Raw genomic sequence first — 25,228 nt, forward strand, 5'->3', positions numbered from 1 at the left:
GTTCTATCATCAATGAGCAAAAGCGGTGGCGATTTCTTGTTGCATAAACGCAATAAACTCTGCCACAGTCATTTGACCTAAGTCTTCGCCACGACGGCGAATGGCCACTTTGCCCGCTTGTTTTTCTTTGTCCCCAATCACCAATTGATAAGGGATACGTTGTGCGCTGTGTTCTCGGATTTTGTAGCCGATTTTTTCGTTGCGCAAGTCGGTTTCAACACGGAAACCAGCTTGGGTAAATTGTGTTGCAATATTGCTGCAATACTCTGCTTGATCAGAGGTAATGTTCATGATGACCAATTGCACCGGCGCCAACCACAATGGGAACGCACCCGCATGGTGTTCAATCAAAATGCCGATAAAGCGCTCTAAAGAGCCCAAAATCGCACGGTGCAACATCACTGGACGGGCGCGACCATTGTCTTCGGTCACATATTCCGCACCCAAACGTTCTGGCAAGACAAAGTCGAGCTGTATCGTACCACATTGCCAAGAACGACCCAAAGCGTCTTTAATGTGATACTCCACTTTAGGACCGTAGAACGCGCCCTCGCCCGGCAACTCTTCCCATTCCACACCACAGGCACGCAAGGCATTGCGTAAGCCTTCTTCGGCTCTGTCCCAAGTTTCATCTGAACCGGCGCGTTTTTCAGGCCGCAACGACAATTTCACCGACACATCGTTAAATTCAAACTGTTTGTAAACCTTCATCACCAAACGGTTAAACGCTTGTGCTTCGGCATCAATTTGGTCTTCGGTACAGAAGATGTGCGCATCGTCTTGCACAAAGCCACGCACACGCATCAAGCCATGCAAAGCACCAGACGGCTCATTGCGGTGGCAAGAACCAAACTCAGCCAAACGCAAAGGCAAATCGCGGTATGAGCGCAAGCCTTGGTTAAACACCTGCACATGACCAGGGCAGTTCATTGGTTTTACCGCATAGTCACGCTTTTCTGACTCGGTAATGAACATATTTTCTTTGTAGTTTTCCCAGTGACCGGATTTTTCCCACAAGATTTTGTCCATCACCATAGGGGTACGAATTTCTTTGTATCCCGCAGCATTCAATTCACCACGCATGTGTTGCTCAATGACTTGCCACAAAGCCCAGCCTTTAGGATGCCAAAATGCCATGCCTGGCGCTTCGTCTTGCATGTGGAACAAATCCAATTGCTTGCCCAATTTGCGGTGGTCGCGTTTTTCGGCTTCTTCGATGCGTTGGATGTATTCTTTCAATTGCTTTTTATCGGCCCAAGCGGTGCCGTAAATACGTTGCAATTGTTCGTTTTTAGAATCGCCACGCCAGTACGCGCCTGACAATTTGGTCAATTTAAACGCTTTTAAGAAACGGGTGTTGGGCACGTGTGGGCCACGGCACATGTCCACGTATTCTTGGTGGTAATACAAACCCATTTCGGTTTCGTCTGGCATGTCATCAATCAGACGCAATTTGTAGGTTTCGCCACGCGCGGTAAAAGTCTTGATCACTTCAGCACGAGGGGTCATTTTTTTGATGACGTCGTAATCCTGATCTATCAATTGGTGCATGCGCGCTTCAATCGCTTCCATGTCTTCTGGCGTGAACGGTTTTTCACTGAACACATCGTAGTAAAAACCATCGTCGATAACTGGACCAATCACCATTTGCACATCTGGGTACAATTGTTTGACAGCATGACCGACCAAATGCGCACAAGAGTGGCGGATGATTTCCACGCCTTCTTGGTCTTTGGCGGTAATGATGTTTAAGGCCGCATCGGCATCAATCACATCGCTGGCATCAACCAAGCGACCATTCACTTTGCCCGCAATCGTGGCTTTGGCAAGACCTGAGCCTATAGATTGCGCCACTTCCATGACGCTAACAGGATGGTCGAACGATTTAATCGAACCGTCCGGTAAAGTAATTTGAGGCATGACCACACTCCGTGCTAGCTTTATTATTCAGTGCCATAAGGTGCTCTAGTGCGCCTTATTGGCGAAAAAACAGCGAACATTTGGTTCGCTGGTTAAGAAACTTGGTAGGCATGATTGGATTCGAACCAACGACCCCCACCATGTCAAGGTGGTGCTCTAACCAACTGAGCTACATGCCTATACAGATACTGCAAAATAAGGCGATTATTGTAGCCATAAACACATTAATTGGCAACACACGAGCGCAGTGAATCGCTTATAATGGCGGTTTTATTTGCGTGCAAACCCTATGCTTAAATTTGAACTTTTAAAACAAGATGGTCTTGCTCGTCGCGGTCGCATCACCTTAAATCATGGCACAGTTGAAACCCCAGTCTTCCAACCTGTAGGCACTTACGGCAGCGTTAAAGCGATGACACCCAAGGACTTGGATGACATCAACGCCCAAATCATCTTGGGCAATACCTACCATTTGTGGCTGCGCCCTGGCCTTGACATCATCAAAGAGTTTGGTGGTTTGCATGATTTTATGAATTGGCACAAACCCATTCTCACCGATTCGGGTGGTTTTCAAGTATTCAGCTTATCGAACATGCGCAAACTCACCGAAGAAGGCTGTACCTTCAAAAGCCCCATCAATGGTGACAAATTATTTTTGTCGCCCGAAATTTCGATGCAAATCCAAACCGTGCTCAATTCCGACATTGTGATGCAATTGGATGAGTGCACACCCGGCGATGCCTCCGCACAGCAAGCACAAAAGTCTTTGCAAATGAGTTTGCGTTGGGCCGAACGTTCTAAAAACGAATTTGCGCGCTTGAACAATCCGAATGCCTTGTTTGGTATTGTGCAAGGCGCAATGTTTGAAGACTTGCGCGATGAATCTTTAAGCGGCCTGAACGCTTTGGATTTCGATGGTGTGGCCATTGGTGGTTTGTCTGTCGGCGAATCCAAAGAAGACATGTACCGCATCTTGAGCTACATTGGTCCGAAACTGCCTGCCAACAAGCCGCATTACTTGATGGGCGTGGGCACACCAGAAGACTTGGTTGAGGGTGTGGCCAATGGTGTGGACATGTTCGATTGCGTGATGCCAACGCGCAATGCACGCAACGGTTGGTTATTTACCCGTTTTGGTGACTTGAAAATCAAGAACTCTGCACACAAATTCGACAAACGCCCATTGGATGAAAGCTGCACTTGCTACACCTGTCGCCATTTCAGCCGTGCTTATTTGCACCATTTACACCGTGTGGGCGAAATCTTGGGTGCGCAATTGAACACCATCCACAATTTGCATTATTACCAACAATTGATGCAAGACGTGCGCGATGCCATTGATGCAGGCGAATTTGCAGCCTTCCGTCTGCGCTTTGCCGCCGAGCGTGCGCGTGGGGTGTAAGTCGTTGTAAATCTGACTTAGGTCTTTTGACATTTACCCAAGAGGCTTTAAAATAGCTGTTTATTCAATTCAACTAGAGATACATTAAGGATAATAATGAACGAACAAGTCATGTCGTTTCTGCCGATGATTTTGGTGCTGGCCGTGTTTTACTTCTTGGTCATGCGCCCACAACAAAAAAAGATGAAAGCCCATCAAAACATGTTGGCTGAACTGAAAAAAGGCGAGAAAGTCATCACCAGCTCAGGCATGGTCGGCAAAATCACCAAAGTTTCAGAACGCTTTTTTACCATCGAAATCGCTCCTAATGTTCAAGTTGATTTTGAACGCTCAGCAGTTACAGGCCGCATTGATGCTACAGGTGCTGCCGTCGAAGAAAAAAAAGACTAAATTAATCCAACGGCAAACCGCTCTCACATGGGCGGTTTGTTGTGTTTCGAAGGTCTAGGGAATGAATCGCTATCCTTTATGGAAATACTTGTTGATTGCCGTGTTGGTGGTACTGAGCTGTCTGTACACCATCCCCAACTTCTATGGGGAAACACCTGCGGTACAAATTTCCACCAATCGCCAAGCCATCCAAATCAACGATGCTTTGGCTCAAAAAGTTTCCACTGCTTTAACCCAAGCCAAAATCAGCACAGACGGTCAATTCTTTGACGGCGGCAGTTTGAAAGTCCGTTTCAACTCCGAAGAAGACCAAATCAAAGCCCGCGACGTGATTGATAAAACTTTGGGTGAAGGCTACATCATTGCGTTGAACTTGATTCCGAATACCCCAGTGTGGATGAGCCAAATTGGCGCCCGTCCGATGTTCTTGGGTCTGGACTTGCGCGGCGGCGTGCATTTCACCATGCAAGTAGACATGGCCGCAGCCAAGCAAAAAACCTTGGAGCGCATCGCCGGTGACATCCGCCGCGAAGCCAAAAAACAAAAATTCACCATCAGTGATGCCAAAATTGGCGCTGATAAAGTCACCATTCCATTCCAAAATGCTGCCGATGCCCAAGCCATTGTGCGCAGCATGAGCCGTCAATTGGGCACCGAAGCCAACATCAATTTGGTCGGTGACAGCACGGTCGAAGCGTCTTTGTCTGAAGCACAATTGCTCTCCATCAGCTCATCTGCGGTGGCGCAAAACATGAACACCTTGCACAACCGTGTCAATGAATTGGGCGTGGCTGAACCGGTGATTCAACAAGCAGGTGCCGACCGCATTGTGGTGCAATTACCTGGCGTACAAGACACCGCCAAAGCCAAAGACATCTTGGGCCGCACCGCCACCTTGGAAGTGCGCATGGTGTCGGATGACCCTGCGTTGATGCAACAAGCGATGCTTGGCACCGTGCCTGAGGGCTATGAATTGTTGCCCAACTCAGGTGGTCAAGGCTCGACTTTGGTCAGCAAACAAGTGGAATTGACGGGCGACAACATCAACGATGCCCAACCGGGATTTACCGAAAACAACCAACCCTCGGTGAACTTGGTATTGGACAGCTCAGGTTCGGACATTTTTGCCGACTTGACCCGTGCCAACAAAGGCAAACGCATGGCGATGGTGTTGAAAGACCAAGGCACTTCTGAAGTGGTGACCGCGCCCAATATCAATGAACCGATTACCGGTGGCCGTGTGCAAATTTCTGGCAGCATGACGTCTGCCGAAGCCAATGACACTGCTTTGTTATTGCGTGCAGGCTCTTTGGCCGCTCCGATGAAAATCATTGAAGAACGCACCATAGGCCCTAGCCTCGGTGCGGAAAACATCAAAAAAGGCTTCCACTCTACCCTGTGGGGTTTCGTGGCCGTGGCCTGCTTTATGATTTTGTATTACCGCGTGTTTGGTGTGTTCTCGGCCATTTCCTTGACCTTCAACTTGCTGTTCTTGATTGCCATCTTGTCGATTTTACAGGCCACTTTGACCTTACCGGGCATTGCCGCCATCGCCTTGACGCTGGGTATGGCGATTGACTCCAACGTGTTGATTAACGAGCGCATACGCGAAGAATTGCGCGCCGGTCACAGCCCGCAAGTGTCGATTAACAAGGGTTATGAACACGCTTGGGACACCATTGTCGACTCCAACATCACCTCCTTGATTGCCGGTTTGGCCTTGTTGGTATTTGGTTCAGGTCCGGTGCGTGGCTTTGCCGTGGTGCACTGTATCGGTATTTTGACCTCAATGTTCTCATCGGTGGTGTGTTCACGCGCCTTGGTCAACTTGTGGTACGGCCGTCGCAGCCGCTTGAAATCAGTGTCTATCGGTCATGTGTGGCGTCCAGATGCCGCGCCCAAAGCCGCTGCAGCAGAAAAGGAATAAGCAATGGAGTTTTTCAGAATCAAACGCGACATTCCGTTCATGAGTTATGGCAAGCTCACCACTGCCATTTCTTTGATTACGTTTGTGTTGGCCGTGTTCTTCCTGGTCACCAAAGGCTTGAATTACTCAGTCGAATTCACCGGCGGTACGGTGATGCAAGTGCAATACCAGCAAGGCGCGGATGTGAACAAAATCCGTACCGATTTGCACAAGCTCAATATTGGTGAAATCCAAGTACAGGCTATGGGCACCACCCGTGACATCATGATCCGCCTGCCTAACAAAGGCTCAGACCATGCGGCAGAACTGTCTAACAAAGTGATGACGGTATTGAAGCAAGGCGACCCGAATGTGAAGCTGTTGCAAAACGACTTCATCGGCCCGCAAGTGGGTGAGGAATTGATTACCCACGGTTTGGCGGCCATCGCCATGGTGTGTATCGGCATCATCGTCTATTTGGCGGCGCGGTTTGAATGGCGTTTTGCGGTATCGGCCATCATCGCCAATATGCACGACGTGGTCATCATCTTGGGCTGTTTTGCGCTGTTCCAATGGGAGTTCTCATTGACGGTATTGGCTGGTGTGTTGGCCGTGCTTGGTTACTCGGTCAACGAATCGGTGGTGGTATTCGACCGTATCCGCGAAAACTTCCGCAAACCGCAAATGCGCGACCACACCATCCCTGAAGTCATAGACAACGCCATTACCCAAACCATGAGCCGTACCATCATTACCCACGGCTCGACCGAGGCGATGGTATTGTCGATGTTGATTTTCGGCGGTGCTGCTTTACACGGTTTTGCAATGGCTTTGACCATTGGTATTGTGTTTGGCGTGTATTCTTCGGTTTTGGTTGCCAGTCCGCTGTTGATGTTCTTTGGCCTCAATCGCCAGAATTTGGTGAAAGAGCGTAAGAAAAAAGAAGAAGCAGTGGTTTAGTACAATATAAGCGGCCTGTAAGTTTACAGGCCGCTGTCACATTCACCATCGAGTTACCATGGAATTTTTCAGTTTTATCATCGATTTCATTTTGCACATAGACCAACACTTAACCGAACTTGCAGCGCAATACGGTGTGTGGATCTACGGCATTTTATTTCTCATCATTTTCTGCGAAACCGGCTTGGTGGTTATGCCCTTGTTGCCAGGAGATTCGCTGTTGTTTGCCGCCGGCAGCATCGCCGCCATCGGCAGCATGAACATCCATTTGATGGTGTTATTGCTCATCATCGCCGCCATTTTGGGCGATGCGGTCAACTTCATGATAGGCAAGTTTTTTGGTGAGAAATTGTTCTCCAATCCCCACTCCAAAATCTTCAAGCAAAGCCATTTGCACAAAACCCAACAGTTTTATGCCAAACACGGCGGCAAAACCATCATCATGGCGCGCTTCATTCCCATCGTGCGCACTTTCGCACCGTTTGTCGCTGGCATGGGTCACATGCATTACCATACCTTTTTGGCTTACAACGTCATCGGCGCGGTATTGTGGGTGACTTTGTTCTCTTATTTGGGTTATTTCTTCGGCAATATGGACGTGGTCAAAGACAATTTGAGTTTGGTGTTGGTGGCCATCATCGTGTTGTCGGTGTTGCCGGCCGTGATTGAAATCATTCGCCACAAACGCGCTGCCAACAAAAGCAGCGCTCAGTAAAGATACGCTATGACACAACGCATTCTTGCCCTGCCCGACCATCTGGTCAATCAAATCGCTGCTGGCGAAGTGGTGGAACGCCCTGCCAATGCGGTGAAGGAAATTTTGGAAAACGCCTTAGACGCTGGCGCCACCAAAATCGACATTGCCTTGCAACAAGGCGGCATCAAACACATCCGCATCAGCGACAACGGCAGCGGCATAGACGCCGACGATTTGGCCTTGGCGCTGCACCGCCATGCCACCAGCAAAATCCGCTCGTTAGGTGATTTGGAAAGCGTTGCCAGCATGGGTTTTCGTGGCGAGGGCTTGGCCAGTATTGCCGCCATCAGCCGCTTAAGCCTCAGCAGCCGCCCTGCCGATGCAGCACACGCCATGAGCGTCACCGCCATCGACGGTGTGGTACACGCGCCCACCGCCATCGCCCATGGCTTGGGCACCACCGTGGAAGTGGCCGACATTTATTTCAACACGCCAGCACGGCGCAAGTTTCTGAAGTCTGACAGCACCGAATGGGCGCACTGCTTAGTGGCGATAGAGCGCATCGCCTTGAGCCGTCCCGATGTGGCTTTCACGGTCACGCACAATCAAAAAAGCGTCTACCAATTGCCCGCACAAAACTTGAGCGAGCGCATGGCCGCCATTGTCGGGCAAGATTTTGCCGACGCCGCCTTGAGCATAGACGGCGACAATGGCTTGATGCACATTCACGGTTTTATTGCCAAACCCACGTACAGCAAAGGCAAGGCGGATAAGCAGTTTGTGTTTGTCAACGGCCGCTTTGTGCGCGACAAAATCGTCTTGCATGCGGTCAAGCAAGCCTACCAAGACGTGTTGCATCTGGCCTTAACGCCGGCGTTTGTGCTCAATATCGCGTTACCGCCCGAACAAGTGGACGTGAACGTGCACCCGACCAAATCGGAAGTGCGTTTTCGCGATAGCCAATCCATCCACCGTTTGGTCTTCCATGCGCTGCACCAAGCCTTGGCGCAAACCGATGCCACCCACACCGAATCGGTCAACAATGCTGGCAAGATTTTGCAACAAGTACTGCACACCCCCGCGCCGACACAGCCCACACAAAACCGTTTCGATTGGAGCGGCGCACGCTCGCCTTCTAACGAGTCTGCCACAGCGCGAACGCACACGCCGGTTGGCAGCTACGCCAGCGGCAGCTCGCGCCCGTTGAGTTTGCGCGAAAGCCAAGCCGCACTCGACACCTATGCGCAGCTCTACCAACAGCCCAACAAAGATTTGGCCGACTTACAGGCCGCTTATGGCAGCACAACAAGCACAGACACAGCTGTGAGCAGCGACGTCAGCGCTGCCGACAACAGCGTTGATACCCTAGCCGATAGCGACAACGAACACCCGCTTGGCTACGCCTTGGCGCAATTGCTCGGCATTTACATCTTGGCGCAAAGTGCCGATGGCCTGATTTTGGTCGATATGCACGCCGCGCACGAACGCGTCACTTATGAAAAACTGAAGCGCCAACGCGATGCCGGCCAATTGGCGACACAACAATTGCTGTTGCCACACAGCTTTGCCGCCAGTGCCATGGAAGTGGCCAGCGTTGAGCAATTTCAAGACGAATTGGCCGATTGGGGTTTGGAGTTAAGCCCACTCGGGACATCCATCGCCATCCGCGCCGTGCCGGTGTTGCTTGCACGCGGCAATGTCGAAGCCTTGGTGCGCGACTTGCTGGCCGAATTGGCACAAGTGGGCAACAGCGATGCGCTGTTGGCGGCTGAGAACCAATTGCTCGCCACCATGGCCTGTCATGGCTCGGTGCGCGCCGGCCGCCAATTGACCTTGCCAGAAATGAATGCCTTATTGCGCGACATGGAACAAACGCCGCGCGCCAACCAATGCAACCACGGCCGCCCCACTTGGGTAAAACTCAAGCTCAGCGACTTGGATGCGCTGTTCTTGCGTGGACAATAATGTTTAACCGCTGCTGTCCTTACTCGACATGGTTGCGATGATTTACAGGCCGCTTGTCTCGCACATGCGGCCTGTAAATCTTTTATTTGGGCATCCATCGTTTTGGCTCAAGCATCACGCAGCACTTGGGTAAAACTCAAGCTCAGCGACTTGGATGCACTGTTTTTGTGCAAGCAATAGTGTTTAACCATTTCTGTCCTTACTCGATATGGTTGCGATGATTTACAGGCCGCTTGTCTCGCACATGCGGCCTGTAAATCTTTTATTTGGACAGCAAGCGTTTTGATTCACACTTCACGCCCCACTTGCACAAAGTCGTGTGGCGGCATTTAATAGCCACTCTTGTTTCTCAACCCCACCACGCCCATGCTGCTCACACCCATTTTCCTGATCAAACTTTGCCTCACGCCGCTGTTGATGTGGGGCGTTTCGGTGGCCGCCAAAAAATGGGGCACGTTTTGGGGCGGCTTGCTGTCGGGTTTGCCACTGACTTCAGGGGTGATTTTGACGTTTTTGGCGGTCGAGCAAGGCGCAGGCTTTACCCAACACGCGATTTTGGGCGCGATACCCGGTTTGGCGGCAGTGATGGCGGCGTATTGGACCTATGTGTGTTGCAGCAAGCGTTACGCTATGTGGCTGACCGGCTTGGCTGCTTTGGCCGCATTTGTGCTGATGTCACTGCTGCTGACGCGCCTGCATACACTGGCTTTGGATGGGGTGTTGTTATTGGTGTCGATGGCGGTGATTATCCGCAAAACCGGCCGCGAATATCGGGCGCAAACCCTGATTGTCAAACGCAACCCTTGGGATTTGCCGCTGCGCATGGGCGCGTCTACCGCCTTATTGCTGCTGATTACCAGCGCCGCGCCGCATCTGGGCTCCATCGTCAGCGGCGTTTTGGCCACCATCCCGGTGATTGCGTGGCCGCTAACGCTGTTTACCCATGCGCAATACGGCCGCAATGAAATGCTGACGGTGGTGCGCGGCAATGCCATCGGTGCGCTTGGGGTATTGGGATTTTATGCGGTGATGTATGCGCTGCTACCGCACTGGCATTTGTTGCCAGTGGTTTTGGCTGCGGCAGTGATTTCGGTCGCTCTGCCGCTGTTGCTGAGTGCGGGCTTAAAACGTGTTGCTGTTTAAGACACAGGCTAAGCGGCCTGTAAACCTATTACTGCTTCAGCTATTTGAATGCGGCCTGTAAGCCTGTGTTTATGATTAACCAGACTTACAGGCCGCATTAAGCTGATTGATGCACCCTAATCAGCATTAAAACTGTGCTGGTTATCAATCATCATCAGCATTAACCATGTGCATGCGGCTGGCCATCGCTGTGGCAAGAACCATCGGCCAAGCTTTGGATGATGCCGCAAGTGGCGATGGTTTTGACGCCACCGCATTTTTCGCGCAAATCCCACAAGTGTTGCTGCAAATGTTGCAAAGCGGCAATGCGCTCTTCCACGCTGACGATGTGGGCATCGAGCATGGCATTGACCTCGGCACAGTCTTGCTGCGGCGCGGCGCGCAAACTCAATATGGTTTTGATTTCGTCCAAAGACATGTCGAGCGAGCGACAATGGCGGATGAATTGCAAACGCTCGATGTGGCTGTCGTTGTAGAGGCGGTAATTGCTGCTGCTGCGCGTGGGCTCGGGCAACAAGCCCTCTTTTTCGTAATAGCGTATCGTCACCACTTTGCAATCGCTGATTTTCGCCAATTCACCAATTTGCACTTGCATCGCCTACTCCTTTGATTTTCCACATTCAATGTTAACAGGCCGCTGTTGACTCTATAGTGACTATAGGCATTCTAATGACCAATAACAAGTACTCTGTCGTGAGGATAGCGATGAAACAACACCAACATTCCCATTGTTGTGGCACGGCCCACGAGGCGGCGGCTTTGCCCGTGGTGGATTTGCGCCCGCAACACAGCGCCGCCAAGCACGTGTCTTACCGCATAGACAATATGGACTGCCCTACCGAAGAGGCGTTAATTCGCAAGAAACTCGGTGGCATGGACGGCATCGTGGCCTTGGATTTCAATTTGATGCAGCGCGTGCTCAGCGTCAGCCACACCTTGCCCGACACCCGCAGCATCGAGCAAGCCTTGCAACACATCGACATGCACGCGGTAAAACAAACCAGCACGCTCAACACCAGCCGCATCGCCATCCAAGAAATGGATTGCCCTACCGAAGAAGCGTTAATCCGCAAAAAACTCGGTGGCATGCAAGCAGTCGACGAAATGCAATTCAATTTGATGGCGCGGGTGTTGACGGTGGCGCATGCACCGAATGCCTTGCCGGATATTGTGGCGGCTTTGCAGTCGCTAAGCTTTAATCCACAAGTATTGGACAGCAACACCGCTGTTGCTGCGACCACAGAGCCAGCTCCCGCAACTGAGAGCAAGCCGTATAAAAAATACTTGCTGGGCGCGGCTTTGGTGGCGGCGATGGCCGCCGAAGCGATTAATTTTGCCGGTGGCAGCACGCTTATCGAAATGCTGTTGGCGGCGTTTGCCATCTTGGCCAGCGGTCTCAAGACTTACCAAAAAGGCTGGATCGCCTTAAAAAACCTCAATCTCAACATCAATGCGTTAATGGCCATCGCCGTCACCGGCGCCGTGCTCATCGGCCATTGGCCAGAGGCGGCGATGGTGATGGTGCTCTTTACCATTGCCGAATTGATAGAAGCCAAATCGCTGGACCGCGCCCGCAATGCCATTCGTGGCTTATTGGATTTGAGCCCTGAAAAAGCCACGGTGTTACAGGCCGATGGTTCATGGCAACAGGTGTTGGCCAGCGCAGTCGCCATTGGTGACACGGTGCGGGTCAAACCGGGTGAGCGCTTGGCGGTGGACGGCGTGTTGACCTCCGGTACGTCTAGCATCAACCAAGCACCGATTACCGGCGAGAGTTTGCCGGTGGAAAAAAACATTGGCGACACCGTGTTTGCCGGCACCATCAATGAAGCCGGCTCGTTTGAATACCGCGTCAGCGCCGCCGCCAACCATTCTACCTTGGCTCGCATCATCGCCGCGGTGGAATCGGCGCAAGGCAGCCGCGCGCCCACACAACGCTTTGTCGACCAGTTTTCCAAGTGGTACACGCCCATCGTGTTTGTCATCGCCTTATTGGTGGCCATTGTTCCACCATTATTGTTGGGCGGCGCGTGGTCTGAGTGGTTTTACCGTGCCTTGGTGATGCTCGTCATCGCCTGCCCGTGTGCCTTGGTGATTTCCACGCCGGTCAGCATCGTCAGCGGTCTGTCCGCCGCCGCCAAGAAAGGCATTTTGATTAAGGGTGGTGTGTATTTGGAGCAAGGCAAAGACTTGCAATGGCTGGCCTTGGACAAAACCGGCACCATCACCCACGGCAAGCCAGTGCTCACCGACATGCTGTCTTTACAGGCCGACTTGGCCGCGCAAAACCAGCAATGGGCCGCCAGTTTGGCCGCCCGCTCCGACCATCCGGTGTCTAAAGCCATCGCCCAAGCCGCGCAAGAGCAAGGGGTGAACGTGTTAAGCGTCGATGATTTCGCGGCCTTGGCCGGTCGCGGCACGCAAGGGCAGATTAATGGCGAGAATCTGTTTTTGGGCAACACCCGTTTGCTACAAGAACAAGGTTTGCTCACGCCAGACTTGGCCGCGCAAATCGACGCCTTAGAGCAACAAGGCAAGACGGTGGTGACACTGATGAACGCACAACACGCATTGGCCTTGTTTGCCGTAGCCGACACCATCAAAGACAGCAGCACCCGCGCCATCACTGAGTTGCATGAATTGGGCATCAAAACCATCATGCTCACGGGCGACAACCAGCACACTGCCACGGCCATCGCCGCGCAAGCCGGCATAGACGCCGCCAAAGGCAATATGTTGCCCGAACACAAGCTCGCCGAAATCGCTGGCCTCGCCGCACACAGCAAAGTCGGCATGGTCGGCGACGGCATCAATGACACGCCCGCCTTGGCACGCGCCGACATCGGTTTTGCCATGGGCGCGGCCGGTGCCGACACCGCCATCGAAACCGCCGACGTGGCCTTAATGGACGACGATTTGCGCAAAATCCCGCAATTCATCCGCTTATCGCAAGCAACGTCGGCGATACTGAAACAAAACATCGCGCTGGCCTTGGGCATCAAAGCGGTCTTCTTGGTGCTTACCTTCACGGGAGATGCCACCATGTGGATGGCGGTCTTCGCCGACATGGGCGCGAGTTTGTTGGTGGTGGGCAATGGGCTGCGTTTGTTAAAGAAATAAAGTCTTGTAGTGATTTTTGCAAATAAAAGCGGCCTGTAAACGTTTACAGGCCGCTTTATTCATGATTCTCTGCCATTGCTGCACACATTATGGTGAGGTACCTCACCTGTTACTCATTGTCGTGCAGGTTCCAACGGTTGCAACTCAAACCGCAACGGCTCACCTTGCCACGGCACGATAATACCGTTATGGCTGATTAAGTCGAATTTAGCCCAAATGGTGTCACCGTATTTAAAATCAAATCTTTCTTTACGCGTCTGGCAAGGGTCAAAAGACACGTTCACTGTTTGTCCATAACCAACATCGGTCAAAAATCCTTGTGCCTCCGAAAAATCGGCTTTGCGGGACAAGTTGACATAAACAAGATAGTCCCGCACATTCAAATTGGCTTGCATCTTCCAGCTGATGCGCCCCGCATCACCCACCGTGGTTTCACCTTGGCTCACCTCATGTAACTTGGGGTATTGCACCCAAGCAGGCAACGGCAGACTCACTGCAGGCAAGACAGTAAAACTGTTCACCCGCTGCGCTGCCTCTACCCACTCTAAATCCACAGTCTCAATGACGCCTTTCTGCCATTCATACTGCAATTTTTCTAGCGGTGTTTTGCTGGTAAATGTGTATTTAAGACCCACTTGTAAAGGCTTTTTTGGGCGCAATTGTGCAATGCCGTTCAGGTAATTGGTAACAGGCTGATAGCCTATGCCACGTTGACCCAACCGTTGAAACTGCATGTTGTGCACATCCAATTGCTCGGTTTGTGGCCTAGAACTGATCTCAAGCCAGAACACCGAATCGGGATACACATTTTGAGTCTGCGTGTGCAAGTTATACAAAAGCCTTGTGCCACACGAAGTCGCCCAAGCCGAAACGGGCACACTACACGCCAGCAATATGCCTAAGAATGTTTTCATAGCGCCTCCTGATGGATTTTTCATGCCAATGGCAACACACTTTCAATGTATTTTGTTTTGATACGCTGCATCTCAGTATCACATCATCATACACACAGTCGCTGCAGTGTAGACACCAAGCCCACTCTGTCAGTATGAAGCTGTGGCATTACCAACACTGGCATTAAAGAGCGCCTTGTGGTGAATCTAAGCGGCCTGTAAATATTGATAGGACGCTTAAATAACCCACGCTGGCGTGTTTATCGTAACGTTATAGCCTTATTTACTGGTTCTTTACTTAGCTACTCGCTATAGAAAACCACTGTTGCCACTCCAATGGCAAAACTTCTTTCTGCTACTGCATAATGTCTTTTTTATTGCTGAAATTCACGGCTTAAGTCACATTTTTCCCAAATGGTTGGCATATTTGAAAAAATCTGTCGCGCCTATCATCACAATCGTTATAGCCTATGGTCACAATATGCTTAGAATCGACCTGGCTTAAATCTCCACTTAACATCTGGAAAATCGGCTTTGTTGGCTACAGTCATGTACACACAGTAAAAATTCATACAGATTTCATATTTAACCCATGAAAATCCGACATGGATTTTTTATATTTTTTGCATGGCTTAATCATGAGGAAGCAGCAAAATGACTGTATTTTTGACAGCGTTTTGCCAATTTTTATGGGCAACTGTAAAAGTCATTTTGGTGTTTATTTTCGTCATTGGCATTGCAATTTGGCTTATGCTAGGTGCGAAGTCTGATGAATATTATGAAGAAAATTTCATATGGAAGCACACTTATGACCAAAAGATGTTTGCGTCTCTAAGTAAACCAATGTTTTTTTATACACGTAGGCATGCCGGCGATTCTGGTGTTTGGGTGGTGGTTTACCCTTTGGATCGACAAACAAAAAATCAATTTGCCATGCTGATGAACAAGCAAATAGGACAACTGGCAGCGCCACAATCGGCACAGCGGATTGAATGCATCAAGCCCACCATTAAAAAGCGATGGAAAAGCTTCAAGTCCAATCTTCACTATGTTGAACCCAATACTTGGTCGGCACATCATCGTGATCATAAAGCACATGATTCATTTATTGTGTATGGTTCGGAAACACACATAAAGACTGTCGAACAGGCATGTAAGCAAACCAAATTTTTTGTTTTAAAAGATGACAGTAATGATGATAAACATGATTATTGGGCAATTTCTGAAAGCGAAAATCTTTTGTTTAGTGTTTATACCCGCAATTAAATTCGTGATTGATTGCTGATGCGATAAAGATTGGTTTCTCACCAACATTGTTCTGTGCTATGCTTTATATGTGTTTATCCATATATAAGGATATAGCAATGCTTACTTTAGACATGGTCGGCTTGTTTAAGCTCTTGTCTGACCCCACGCGCTTGGATATCGTGTGTGTGTTAGCCAAACATGGCGAGCGCTGTGTGTGCGATTTGACCGCACACCTGCAATTGTCACAACCGAAAATCTCGCGCCATTTGGCCTTATTGCGCACGCAAGGTTTGCTCAGCGACCAGCGCCAAGGTCAGTGGGTGTATTACCGCTTGGCCGACAATTTGCCGATATGGGCACAACACATCATCCAAACCATCGCCGCCGAACGCGATGATTTAACCAACCTACCCGCTGGCTCGTGTAGTTAAGCGGCCTGTAAACCTTTTACCCCCACCCATCCCATCATGAATTTTTTATTTTTGTGTACTGGCAATTCCTGCCGCAGCATTTTATCCGAAGCCTTGTTCAACGCCGCCTGCCCACCCACTTGGCATGCTGACAGCGCCGGCAGCCATCCGACTGGCCGCGTGCATGCGCAAACCTTGGCCGCTTTGCAAGCCACAGGCATAGACATAGCCGGCTTACACAGCAAAGCGATTGCCGACATACACACGCCAGTCGATGTGGTCATCACCGTCTGTGCTGACGCCGATGCCGCTTGCCCAGCATTCCCCGGCTCGGTCTTGCGCGCGCATTGGGGCTTGAGCGACCCTTCTATTGGTTTGCCTATCGACCAAGTCAGCACCCACCCAACGGCTTTTTGCCTCACCATCGCCCGCATCCAATTGCGTTTGCAGCATTTGTTTGCTGCCGATTTTGAACATTTAAGCCGTGATGAGCAGCAAGCCTGTTTGGATGGCATAGGACGCTTGTGATGCCTGCTGCTGCCAAACTGTCGTTTCTCGACCGCCATTTAACTTTGTGGATCATCTTGGCCATGGCCGTGGGCATGGTGTTAAGCACGCTATGGCCGAGCTTGCCCAGCCAATTGCAGCGCTTCAGCGTCAATGGCATCAGCCTGCCCATTGCACTGGGTTTGATGTTGATGATGTACCCGCCGCTGGCCAAAGTTGATTACGCCGCTTTGCCCTTGGTCTTGCAAGACAAGCGCACGCTTTATCTGACTTTGCTGCAAAACTGGCTCATCGGCCCAGTATTGATGTTTGTGTTGGCGGTGGTGTTTTTGCATGACCAGCCTGAGTACATGGCCGGCGTCATCCTCATTGGCTTGGCGCGCTGCATAGCCATGGTGTTGATTTGGAACCAGCTCGCCGGCGGCGACAAGCAATACGTGGCCGCCTTGGTGGCGTTTAACAGCGTGTTTCAAATGCTGTTTTTCAGCGCCTATGCGTGGGTGTTTTTGAACTGGTTGCCGATACAATTGGGTTTGGCTGCCCACAGCGTGCACATTGATTTTGCCCTCATCGCACAATCGGTGTTGCTGTATTTAGGCGTGCCGTTTGCTTTGGGTTGGCTCAGCCGTGCGCTGTTAACCCGCAGCCACGGTTTGGAGTGGTATCAGCAGCGCTTTTTGCCCGCCATCAGCCCCGTGGCATTGATTGCCTTGCTGTTCACCATCGTGATGATGTTTGCCTTAAAAGGCGCGGATGTGTTGGCCTTACCGCTGGACGTATTGCGCATTGCCATCCCGCTGACGCTGTATTTTGTGTTGATGTTTGGCAGCAGCTTCTTCCTCAGCCGCGCCATCGGTAATGACTACACCAAAACCACCGCCATCTCGTTTACCGCCGCCGGCAACAATTTTGAATTGGCCTTGGCCGTGGCCATCGCCTCGTTTGGCTTGGCCTCACCGATAGCCTTTACCACCATCATCGGTCCTTTGGTTGAAGTGCCGGTATTGTTGCTATTGGTGCGTTGGGCCTTGCGTTTACAGGCCGCTTATTTTCAGAAAGACTGACCCTCATGACTGCCTCTTTATTACAAACCGATTTATTGCCCGCCATAGACCACAGCGCTTTGGCCATGCGTGAATTGCCGCATCCGCCGCGCATTTTATTGCTGTACGGCTCCAACCGTGAGGTGTCTTACAGCCGTTTGGCGGTATTGGAAGCCGAACGCATTTTGCGCCACTTGGGCGCAGACACGCAGATTTTTCATCCCAAAGGCTTGCCGCTGCCCGAAGATGGCGACGCCTCGCATCCGAAAGTGCAAGAGTTGCACCAAATGTTGGCTTGGGCCGAAGGCATGGTGTGGTGTTCGCCCGAGCGCCACGGTGCCATGAGTTCCATCCTTAAGGCGCAAATCGACTGGATACCGTTGGCGGCAGGGGCCATCCGCGCCACCCAAGGCAAGACTTTGGCGCTGATGCAAGTGTGTGGCGGTTCACAATCATTTAACAGCGTCAACCAAATGCGCATCTTGGGGCGCTGGATGCGCATGTTGACCATCCCCAACCAATCATCAGTGCCGAAAGCATTTACCGAGTTTGATGAACATGGGCGCATGAAGCCGTCGGCGTATTACGACCGCATCGTCGATGTGATGGAAGAATTGATGAAATTCACCTTGCTCACGCGCGGCCAAAGCGCGTATTTGACCGACCGCTATTCCGAGCGCAAAGAATCGGCGGCTGAATTGTCCAAACGCGTCAACCAAGCCAATATTTGAGTTTGACTGGGCACTCGCAAACACGCTATGTGAGCGAGTCTGACTTGATTGAATACACAACATTAGATATGTTGGAATGTTTACAGGCCGCATCAAGCGGCCTGTAACACTCATTTCAGCTTCAATTTAAAGCGCTCAGGCTTATCCGTCCATGCAGTGAGGTGACCATCGTGGCTGAGCAAATCAAACGTCGCCCATACTGTGCTGTTTTTGGCAAACACATAGGCTTCGGGGCCGTATTGGCATGGACCAAAGCTGACACCAACCACGGTTTCACCGTTTAAGTCTTCTGGCTTAAGCACAAACGTCTTCGCCTGCTGCATATCCGCTTGCGCAGCCAACTTCAACACCACCAAATAGTCTTGGCGCGGCACATTGGTTTGCAGCGTCCACATGATGTTGCCGCTGTCGCCCCAAGCTCCTTGATGATGGCCGACTTGTTTTAAACGCGGGCGCTGTTGCCATGCCAGCGTTGGCAATGGTTTCGCCGCCGCTACCGTAAAGCGATTGGCCACCTCGCGCATATAATCGCTGTCGCGGCTGACATCGCGTAACAACACTTGATAGCCCAATCCGCTTTGCAGCGCTGGCGCCGGTTTGAATCCCGTATAAGCACCGATGCGCGTCGGCAAGGTTTGCAATTTCGGCACAGCCTTGCCCTCTTGTAACACATCGACATCGCTCACGGTAATCGGCGCTTGTGAAGGCATTTCATCCGAACGCAACCACAATACCGAATCGGGATAGACATTGCCGGTGTGGGTGATGGTGTAGGCCGGCTTGGGCACACAAGACAGCGACCAAGCGGGTGCACTCAAGCCCAACAACAAACCCAAACCACACAATATGTGTTTCATCTTCGTTCTCCGCCCATTCATATGATTGCCCACTGTAACAGCCATTTATTGAGCAGCCGCAGCTTGCGCCACTGCTAGCATGTGTTGCTGCCAACAGTAGCAAGCCACGCCACCGGTGTCGCTGTGCCCAAGCGGCCTGTACGGTCATGGTTTACAGGCCGGTTTTTTAAAACCAGATTACGGTGCCAAACGTTCTTTCACCCATGCGCCCGAGTCTTGCAAACGGTATTGCACGCGGTCGTGTAAACGGCTGGGGCGACCTTGCCAAAACTCAATGCGGTCGGGTATCACCACAAAACCACCCCAATGCGGCGGACGCGGCACGTTTAACGGATGCTTGATGCCTATGCTGGCAGCGCGTTTCATCAGGTGCGCTTTATCGGGGATGACTTGGCTTTGCTCGCTCGCCCACGCGCCAATGCGGCTGGCGTAAGGACGTGAAGCGAAATACTCATCCGATGCCGCCTCATCGAGCTTCACCACGCGGCCTTCAACACGCACTTGGCGCTCCAACTCTGGCCAGAAAAACGTCACCGCTGCAAACGGCTGCTCGGTCAAGGCGCGGCCTTTGCGGCTTAAGTAATTGGTGAAAAACACCAAACCCGTTTCGTTTAATTCTTTTAACAACACAATGCGCGCATTCGGGCGGCCGTGTTCGTCTACCGTGGCCACGTTCATCGCCGTCGGTTCATTCACCTTGGCGTGCATGGCGGCCTGTAACCATTTTTCCAATTGTGGCAACGGCAAATCGGTGCAATCGGACAATTCCAAACTCTGTTTGGCGTAATCTTGTCTGACTTCGTGTAAATCCATTTCGATACTCCAAATTCGTACAAATTTGATTTGTGATAAATTCAATCTAATTAAGTGATTAAGCCACTAGATGAGGTGTCGTTTTGTGGCGAAATGCGGTAAAATAGGCAGCAATATTTTTGGAGGATGTTTTCAACATGCAACTGACCGCAATCGGTTTAAACCATCAGACTGCCCCTATCAGTATACGCGAGCGCTTGGCGTTTGCGGCACAGGTGTTGCCTGAGGCGGTAAAACAAATTGTGCAAAACCATGCCGCGCGCGAAGCGGTGATTTTGTCGACTTGTAACCGTACCGAATTGTATTGTGTGGGACAGTCCAGCGACATCGTCGGTTGGCTGGCCGATTTTCACCGTTTGCCCGAAAACGACATACGCCCGTATTTATACACGCTGGACAGCGACGAGACCATACGCCATGCGTTTCGCGTCTCTTGCGGTTTGGATTCTATGGTATTGGGCGAGCCGCAAATTTTGGGTCAACTCAAAGACGCGGTGCGGGTGGCGCAAGAACAGTCCAGCATAGACACCACCCTCAATAGCCTCTTCCAAAAAACCTTTTCCGTTGCCAAAGAAGTGCGCAGTAATACTGCCGTTGGCAACAGCTCGGTATCTATGGCCGCGGCGTCGGTGAAAATGGCCGAACAAATCTTCCCGAAAATCTCTGATTTGAATGTGTTGTTCATCGGTGCCGGTGAAATGATTGAATTGGTGGCAACGTATTTCTCGGCCAAATCACCTAAGAAAATCACCGTTGCCAACCGCACCATCGCGCGCGCGCGCGAATTGTGTGCGCAAATGGGCGGTCGCAGCGACGCGGTCTTGCTCAATGATTTGCCTGGCATCATTCACGAATACGATGTGATAGTGTCGTCTACCGCCAGTCCGTTGCCGATAGTTGGCAAAGGCATGATAGAAAGCGCCTTGAAACAGCGCCGTCACCATCCAATGTTCTTATTGGATTTGGCGGTGCCACGTGACATCGAAGCCGAAGTCGGCAAAATCGAAGACGCGTATCTGTACACTGTTGACGACATGGTCAAAGTGGTGGAAATGGGCAAGGAAGCGCGCCAACAAGCGGCGGCCGAGGCCGAAGCCATCATCGACACGCGTGTGCATGAGTTTTTGCAATGGCAACGCGAACGCCAAATCGTACCGATGATTAAGGCCTTGCGTGACGAAGGTGAAATCCAGCGCCAACAAGCGTTGGCCACCGCCTTGAAACAATTGAACAAAGGCGTGTCGGCCGAAGAAGTATTGGAAAAGCTGTCGCTACAGCTCACCAACAAGCTCTTACACGCACCGACCGTGGCCTTGCAGCAAATCAATCACCATCCTGAATTAAGCGACGCTGTTTCCAGCATTTACCGCCTGCCAGAACATTTGTAGCGGCCTGTAAAACACAAGCAAGATGTGCTATAAAGCGCATCTTGCTTGTTTGCGTTTACAGGCCGCATCAACTTACGAAAGTCATCATGAAAGCATCACTACTCGAAAAATTACACCAATTGTCCGATCGCTTAGAAGAAGTGACCCATTTATTGGCGAGTGAAAACGCCACCGACAATATGGACGAATACCGCAAACTGAACAAAGAGTATGCCGAGCTCACGCCGTTGGTGGAAACCTATCAAGCGTTTTTGCAAGCACAGCAAGACAAAATCGATGCCGAAGAAATGTTGTCCGACCCTGACATGAAAGAATTTGCGGCCGAAGAAATCAACAACGCCATTGCCAAAACCGAGCAATTGGAACTCGATTTGCAAAAACTATTGCTTCCCAAAGACCAAGACGACGATAAAAACGTGTTTATCGAGGTACGTGCCGGCACCGGTGGTGACGAAGCGGCCTTGTTTGCCGGCGATTTGCTGCGCATGTATGTGCGTTTTGCCGAGCGCCAAGGCTGGAAAACCGAGATGGTGTCCGAAAGCGAATCCGATTTGGGCGGCTACAAAGAAGCGATTGTGCGCATCATGGGCACGGGCGTGTACAGCCAATTGAAATTTGAATCGGGCGCGCACCGCGTACAACGTGTACCCGCGACCGAAAGCCAAGGCCGTGTGCACACCTCGGCCTGTACCGTGGCGGTGATGGCCGAAGCCGATGAGCTCGAAGACATCACCATCAACCCAGCCGACATCCGCATTGACACCTTCCGCGCCTCTGGTGCCGGTGGTCAGCACATTAACAAAACCGACTCGGCCATCCGCATTACCCACTTCCCTACCGGCTTGGTAGTAGAATGCCAAGACGGTCGCTCGCAACACAGCAATAAAGCGCAGGCGATGAAGGTATTGGCGGCGCGTTTGAACGATTTGCAGCGCCGCGAAGCGCACGAAAAAGAAGCGGCCGAGCGCAAGAGCTTGGTCGGCAGTGGCGACCGTTCTGAGCGTATTCGCACTTACAATTACCCACAAGGCCGTGTCACCGACCATCGCATCAATCTCACCTTGTACAAATTGGACTTCATCATGGACGGCGATTTGAGCGAAGTCACTGGCGCGTTGATAGCCGAACACCAAGCCGAATTGTTGGCATCCATCAGCGATTAAACGCCGGTTCTGAACCTTACAATTGTCATCATCATATTATCTTCAAGCGTCCTGTAAACTGTCAGGACGCTTGTTTTTTCTGCGTTTCGCCATCATTATTAGCTGCAAAACAGGCAACCATTTATGCACTGCAACACGCATTTATCCGGCGGGTTTGCGTTTAGAGTTCATTCGGTATATGGTTAAGCGAGAACGAGAATAAAAGGAATCCCATCATGGCACATTATGCAATTGGCGACGTACAAGGTTGCTGCGATGAATTGTTGAAACTGCTGTCCAAAATTGCGTTTAATTTTGGCACCGACACGCTGTGGTTGACCGGTGATTTGGTCAATCGTGGCCCCAAATCCTTAGAAGTATTGCGCTTTGCCATGAAGCACGATTACTGCGTGCAAACCGTCTTGGGCAACCACGATTTGCACTTGTTGGCCGTGGCTTATGGCGGCGCGCGCCTGAAAAAAGGCGATACCCTCGATGCCATCTTGAATGCGGTCGACAACAAAGTGATGTTGGAATGGCTGCGCCACCAACCGATGTTTGTCGCCCACAACCACTATGCAATGGTACATGCCGGTTTGCTGCCCGATTGGGACATCGAACAAGCGCATGATTATGCCGAACAAATTGAACAGACTTTGGTGTCCGACCGCTTTGAATGGTTGCTGCAAAACATGTATGGCAACAAACCGAAACAAGAAGCCGATATCAGCAGCGAGTTGGAGCGTTTGCGCTTCAGTCTGAATGTGATGACGCGCATGCGCGTGATCACGCAACAACACGAATTGGACTTTGATTTCAAAGGCGAAGTCGACGACATTCCTGCACATTTGATGCCGTGGTTTGCTGCCGAGCATCCAGCTTGGGCCGACCACAAAGTCGTCTTTGGCCATTGGTCGGCGCTGGGCTTGCATGTGGATGAACATGTCATCGGTTTGGACACCGGCGCGGTATGGGGACGCGAACTCACCGCCATCAGCCTGCCCGACGGCCGCGTCACTCAGGTCAATGGTCACAAACAAGCACAGGATACGATGGCATGACTTCCAGCACCGAATTAACCGAACAGTTTGCGGCGCTGTACAGCGCCAGCCGCCAAGAATTATCGGTGCCGTGGAGCACGCGCAAACGGCGCTTGCAGCAATTACAGGCCTTATTAAAAGAGCAGCAAAAGCCTTTATTGGAGGCGATTGCCGCCGATTTTGGCCAACGCTCGCACATCGAATCAACCATCTTGGAATTGATTCCGTCACACAGCGGCATCAAACACGCGCTCAAACACGGCGAAAAATGGATGAAACGGCGCAAAGCCAGCACTTCATGGCTGTTCAAACCGGCCACTTGCTATGTGCAGCCGCAGCCCAAAGGCGTGGTAGGCATCGTGTCACCGTGGAATTACCCACTGTTTTTGATCATTGGGCCTTTGGTCGATGCCTTCGTGGCTGGCAACCGCGCCATGGTGAAAATCTCCGAGCATGTGCCACAATTTGCCGAAGCGATGGCGACGCTGGTGCCGCAATACTTTCAGGCCGATGAATTGACCATCGTTACTGGCGGTGCCGACATCGCCGCCGCCTTCAGCACCTTGCCGTTTGACCACTTGCTGTTCACCGGCTCTACCGCCGTTGGCAAACACGTGATGCGCGCTGCCGCCGCCAACCTCACACCAGTCACGCTGGAATTGGGTGGCAAATCACCGGTCATCGTGTCTGCCGATGCCGATTTGGCCAAAGCGGTAGACCGCATCATGTATGGCAAGATGATTAACGCCGGCCAAACCTGCATCGCCCCCGATTATGTGCTGTTGTCACACAGCCAATTGGACGAATTTGTGCGCTTGGCGCAAGCATGGTTTGACCAACACTATCCAAATTGGGACAGCAATACCGACTTCACCCGCATCATCAATGGCGCGCAATTGCAGCGTTTGCAAACATGGCTGAATGAGGCGCACAGCAATGGCGCGCAAGTGGTAACTTTGGCCAAACAACGCGCCGATTTCTTAACCCCGTGTTTGGTCCACCATGCGCCCGATGCTTGCCAATTGATGCAACAGGAAATCTTCGGCCCCATCTTGCCCATCGTCACCGTCGACAACGTACAGGCCGCCATCGATTACATCAATGTGCGTCCGCGCCCGTTGGCCTGTTATGTGTTTGCGCAGCAGCCCGAAGTGATAGAGCAATGTGTGAAGCACACGGTTGCCGGTGGCATGTGTGTCAACGATGTGGTCTTGCATGTGGCACAAGACGATTTGCCGTTTGGCGGCATCGGCCCATCTGGTATGGGTGCTTACCATGGTAAAACCGGCTTTGAAGCCATGTCACACATGAAAGCGGTGTTTGTGCAAAAACCGAAGAACATGGTGGCTTTGATGAGCCCCCCTTACGGCAAACGCGTGAAAACGCTGTTGAAGTTTTTGAAGCCTTAAGCTGTCATGTCTTATGTCTGACCTCTGTATTTGCTCAGACATCTAACGCAATAAAGCGGCCTGTAAAGTTACAGGCCGCTTTATTGTTGCTGTTGCGTGTGGTTAGCAACAACTCAATATGTATCTGAATCACCTCATATTGAGTCTGTGTTTGGCTGTGGCTCACAAGCAAACAGATGCGGCCTGTAAGTTTACAGGCCGTATTCATCATATTGATCATGTTGGTATAGAACAAACAACCTTT

22 protein-coding genes and 1 tRNA gene are annotated in these 25,228 nt (G+C 51.4%); 17 read left to right on the top strand and 6 right to left on the bottom strand.

The features are described from left to right. Positions 1-9: 9 nt before the first annotated feature. Together thrS and BN3003_RS16655 are read right to left on the bottom strand one after the other, a co-directional pair. Complete coding sequence (thrS, locus tag BN3003_RS16650; RefSeq protein ID WP_058357737.1) at positions 10-1,920, bottom strand: threonine--tRNA ligase; 1,911 nt, start codon at positions 1,918-1,920, stop codon at positions 10-12. Positions 1,921-2,022: 102 nt separating this feature from the next. Continuing rightward, positions 2,023-2,099 (bottom strand) — tRNA-Val (locus BN3003_RS16655). A 110-nt stretch (positions 2,100-2,209) separates the two neighbouring features. Between BN3003_RS16655 and tgt the strand changes: the two genes are divergently transcribed. From tgt to BN3003_RS16690, 7 genes are all read left to right on the top strand, one after another. Continuing rightward, the gene (gene tgt, locus BN3003_RS16660) at positions 2,210-3,322 is read left to right on the top strand and encodes a tRNA guanosine(34) transglycosylase Tgt (RefSeq protein ID WP_058357738.1); all 1,113 of its coding nucleotides are present in this window, start codon (positions 2,210-2,212) and stop codon (positions 3,320-3,322) included. Between the two features lie 96 nt (positions 3,323-3,418). Next, positions 3,419-3,712, top strand: a complete 294-nt coding sequence (gene yajC / locus BN3003_RS16665) for a preprotein translocase subunit YajC (RefSeq protein ID WP_058357739.1) — start codon at positions 3,419-3,421, stop codon at positions 3,710-3,712. Positions 3,713-3,773: 61 nt separating this feature from the next. After that, positions 3,774-5,639, top strand: a complete 1,866-nt coding sequence (gene secD, locus BN3003_RS16670; protein WP_058357740.1) for a protein translocase subunit SecD — start codon at positions 3,774-3,776, stop codon at positions 5,637-5,639. A 3-nt stretch (positions 5,640-5,642) separates the two neighbouring features. Then, positions 5,643-6,578: a protein translocase subunit SecF gene (gene secF / locus BN3003_RS16675; RefSeq protein ID WP_058357741.1), complete on the top strand. Its 936-nt coding sequence runs from the start codon at positions 5,643-5,645 to the stop codon at positions 6,576-6,578. A 58-nt stretch (positions 6,579-6,636) separates the two neighbouring features. Continuing rightward, positions 6,637-7,293 (top strand): DedA family protein, encoded by a 657-nt coding sequence (locus BN3003_RS16680; RefSeq protein WP_058357742.1) that lies wholly within the window; start codon positions 6,637-6,639, stop codon positions 7,291-7,293. Between the two features lie 9 nt (positions 7,294-7,302). Further along, positions 7,303-9,240, top strand: a complete 1,938-nt coding sequence (mutL, locus tag BN3003_RS16685) for a DNA mismatch repair endonuclease MutL (RefSeq protein WP_058357743.1) — start codon at positions 7,303-7,305, stop codon at positions 9,238-9,240. Positions 9,241-9,582: 342 nt separating this feature from the next. After that, entirely contained in the window at positions 9,583-10,383 is an 801-nt protein-coding gene (locus BN3003_RS16690; protein WP_147645459.1) for a hypothetical protein, read from the top strand. A gap of 160 nt (positions 10,384-10,543) precedes the next feature. Here the strand turns inward: BN3003_RS16690 and cadR are convergent, their stop codons facing one another. Next, positions 10,544-10,978, bottom strand: coding sequence for a Cd(II)/Pb(II)-responsive transcriptional regulator (gene cadR, locus BN3003_RS16695; RefSeq protein ID WP_058357745.1), 435 nt, complete (start codon positions 10,976-10,978; stop codon positions 10,544-10,546). A gap of 110 nt (positions 10,979-11,088) precedes the next feature. On the opposite strand from cadR, the gene BN3003_RS16700 reads away from it, so the two are divergent. Continuing rightward, a complete protein-coding gene (locus BN3003_RS16700; protein WP_058357746.1) occupies positions 11,089-13,503 on the top strand; it encodes a heavy metal translocating P-type ATPase in 2,415 nt (804 codons plus the stop codon). A 113-nt stretch (positions 13,504-13,616) separates the two neighbouring features. Here BN3003_RS16700 and BN3003_RS16705 read toward each other — a convergent pair whose 3' ends face one another. After that, a complete protein-coding gene (locus BN3003_RS16705) occupies positions 13,617-14,417 on the bottom strand; it encodes a hypothetical protein (protein WP_058357747.1) in 801 nt (266 codons plus the stop codon). Positions 14,418-15,050: 633 nt separating this feature from the next. Between BN3003_RS16705 and BN3003_RS16710 the strand changes: the two genes are divergently transcribed. From BN3003_RS16710 to arsH, 5 genes are all read left to right on the top strand, one after another. After that, positions 15,051-15,662 (top strand): hypothetical protein, encoded by a 612-nt coding sequence (locus BN3003_RS16710; RefSeq protein ID WP_058357748.1) that lies wholly within the window; start codon positions 15,051-15,053, stop codon positions 15,660-15,662. Between the two features lie 98 nt (positions 15,663-15,760). Next, positions 15,761-16,075, top strand: coding sequence for a metalloregulator ArsR/SmtB family transcription factor (locus tag BN3003_RS16715; protein ID WP_058357749.1), 315 nt, complete (start codon positions 15,761-15,763; stop codon positions 16,073-16,075). 36 nt (positions 16,076-16,111) lie between these two features. Continuing rightward, positions 16,112-16,582 carry an arsenate reductase/protein-tyrosine-phosphatase family protein gene (locus BN3003_RS16720; RefSeq protein WP_058357750.1) on the top strand — a complete coding sequence of 157 codons (471 nt, stop codon included), beginning with the start codon at positions 16,112-16,114 and terminating at the stop codon, positions 16,580-16,582. Then, on the top strand, positions 16,582-17,625 hold the full coding sequence (gene arsB / locus BN3003_RS16725; RefSeq protein ID WP_058357751.1) for an ACR3 family arsenite efflux transporter: 1,044 nt from the start codon (positions 16,582-16,584) through the stop codon (positions 17,623-17,625). The genes BN3003_RS16720 and arsB overlap by 1 nt, the downstream gene beginning before the upstream one ends. Positions 17,626-17,630: 5 nt before the next feature. After that, a complete protein-coding gene (gene arsH / locus BN3003_RS16730; RefSeq protein ID WP_082625712.1) occupies positions 17,631-18,335 on the top strand; it encodes an arsenical resistance protein ArsH in 705 nt (234 codons plus the stop codon). A 110-nt stretch (positions 18,336-18,445) separates the two neighbouring features. On the opposite strand, the gene BN3003_RS16735 is transcribed toward arsH, so the two are convergent. Together BN3003_RS16735 and pdxH are read right to left on the bottom strand one after the other, a co-directional pair. Continuing rightward, positions 18,446-19,192, bottom strand: coding sequence for a hypothetical protein (locus BN3003_RS16735; protein WP_058357752.1), 747 nt, complete (start codon positions 19,190-19,192; stop codon positions 18,446-18,448). Between the two features lie 177 nt (positions 19,193-19,369). After that, the gene (gene pdxH / locus BN3003_RS16740; RefSeq protein ID WP_058357753.1) at positions 19,370-20,005 is read right to left on the bottom strand and encodes a pyridoxamine 5'-phosphate oxidase; all 636 of its coding nucleotides are present in this window, start codon (positions 20,003-20,005) and stop codon (positions 19,370-19,372) included. 137 nt (positions 20,006-20,142) lie between these two features. Between pdxH and hemA the strand changes: the two genes are divergently transcribed. The 4 genes from hemA to BN3003_RS16760 all read left to right on the top strand — a co-directional run bounded on the left by hemA (position 20,143) and on the right by BN3003_RS16760 (position 24,984). Continuing rightward, positions 20,143-21,393: a glutamyl-tRNA reductase gene (gene hemA, locus BN3003_RS16745; protein ID WP_058357754.1), complete on the top strand. Its 1,251-nt coding sequence runs from the start codon at positions 20,143-20,145 to the stop codon at positions 21,391-21,393. Positions 21,394-21,479: 86 nt separating this feature from the next. Continuing rightward, positions 21,480-22,556, top strand: coding sequence for a peptide chain release factor 1 (gene prfA, locus BN3003_RS16750; RefSeq protein WP_058357755.1), 1,077 nt, complete (start codon positions 21,480-21,482; stop codon positions 22,554-22,556). 215 nt (positions 22,557-22,771) lie between these two features. Then, positions 22,772-23,596: a symmetrical bis(5'-nucleosyl)-tetraphosphatase gene (locus BN3003_RS16755; protein ID WP_058357756.1), complete on the top strand. Its 825-nt coding sequence runs from the start codon at positions 22,772-22,774 to the stop codon at positions 23,594-23,596. Beyond that, complete coding sequence (locus BN3003_RS16760) at positions 23,593-24,984, top strand: coniferyl aldehyde dehydrogenase (protein WP_058357757.1); 1,392 nt, start codon at positions 23,593-23,595, stop codon at positions 24,982-24,984. The genes BN3003_RS16755 and BN3003_RS16760 overlap by 4 nt, the downstream gene beginning before the upstream one ends. Positions 24,985-25,228 lie beyond the last annotated feature (244 nt).

Source organism: Vitreoscilla massiliensis, from assembly GCF_001457815.1.
Classification (GTDB): domain Bacteria; phylum Pseudomonadota; class Gammaproteobacteria; order Burkholderiales; family Neisseriaceae; genus Vitreoscilla; species Vitreoscilla massiliensis.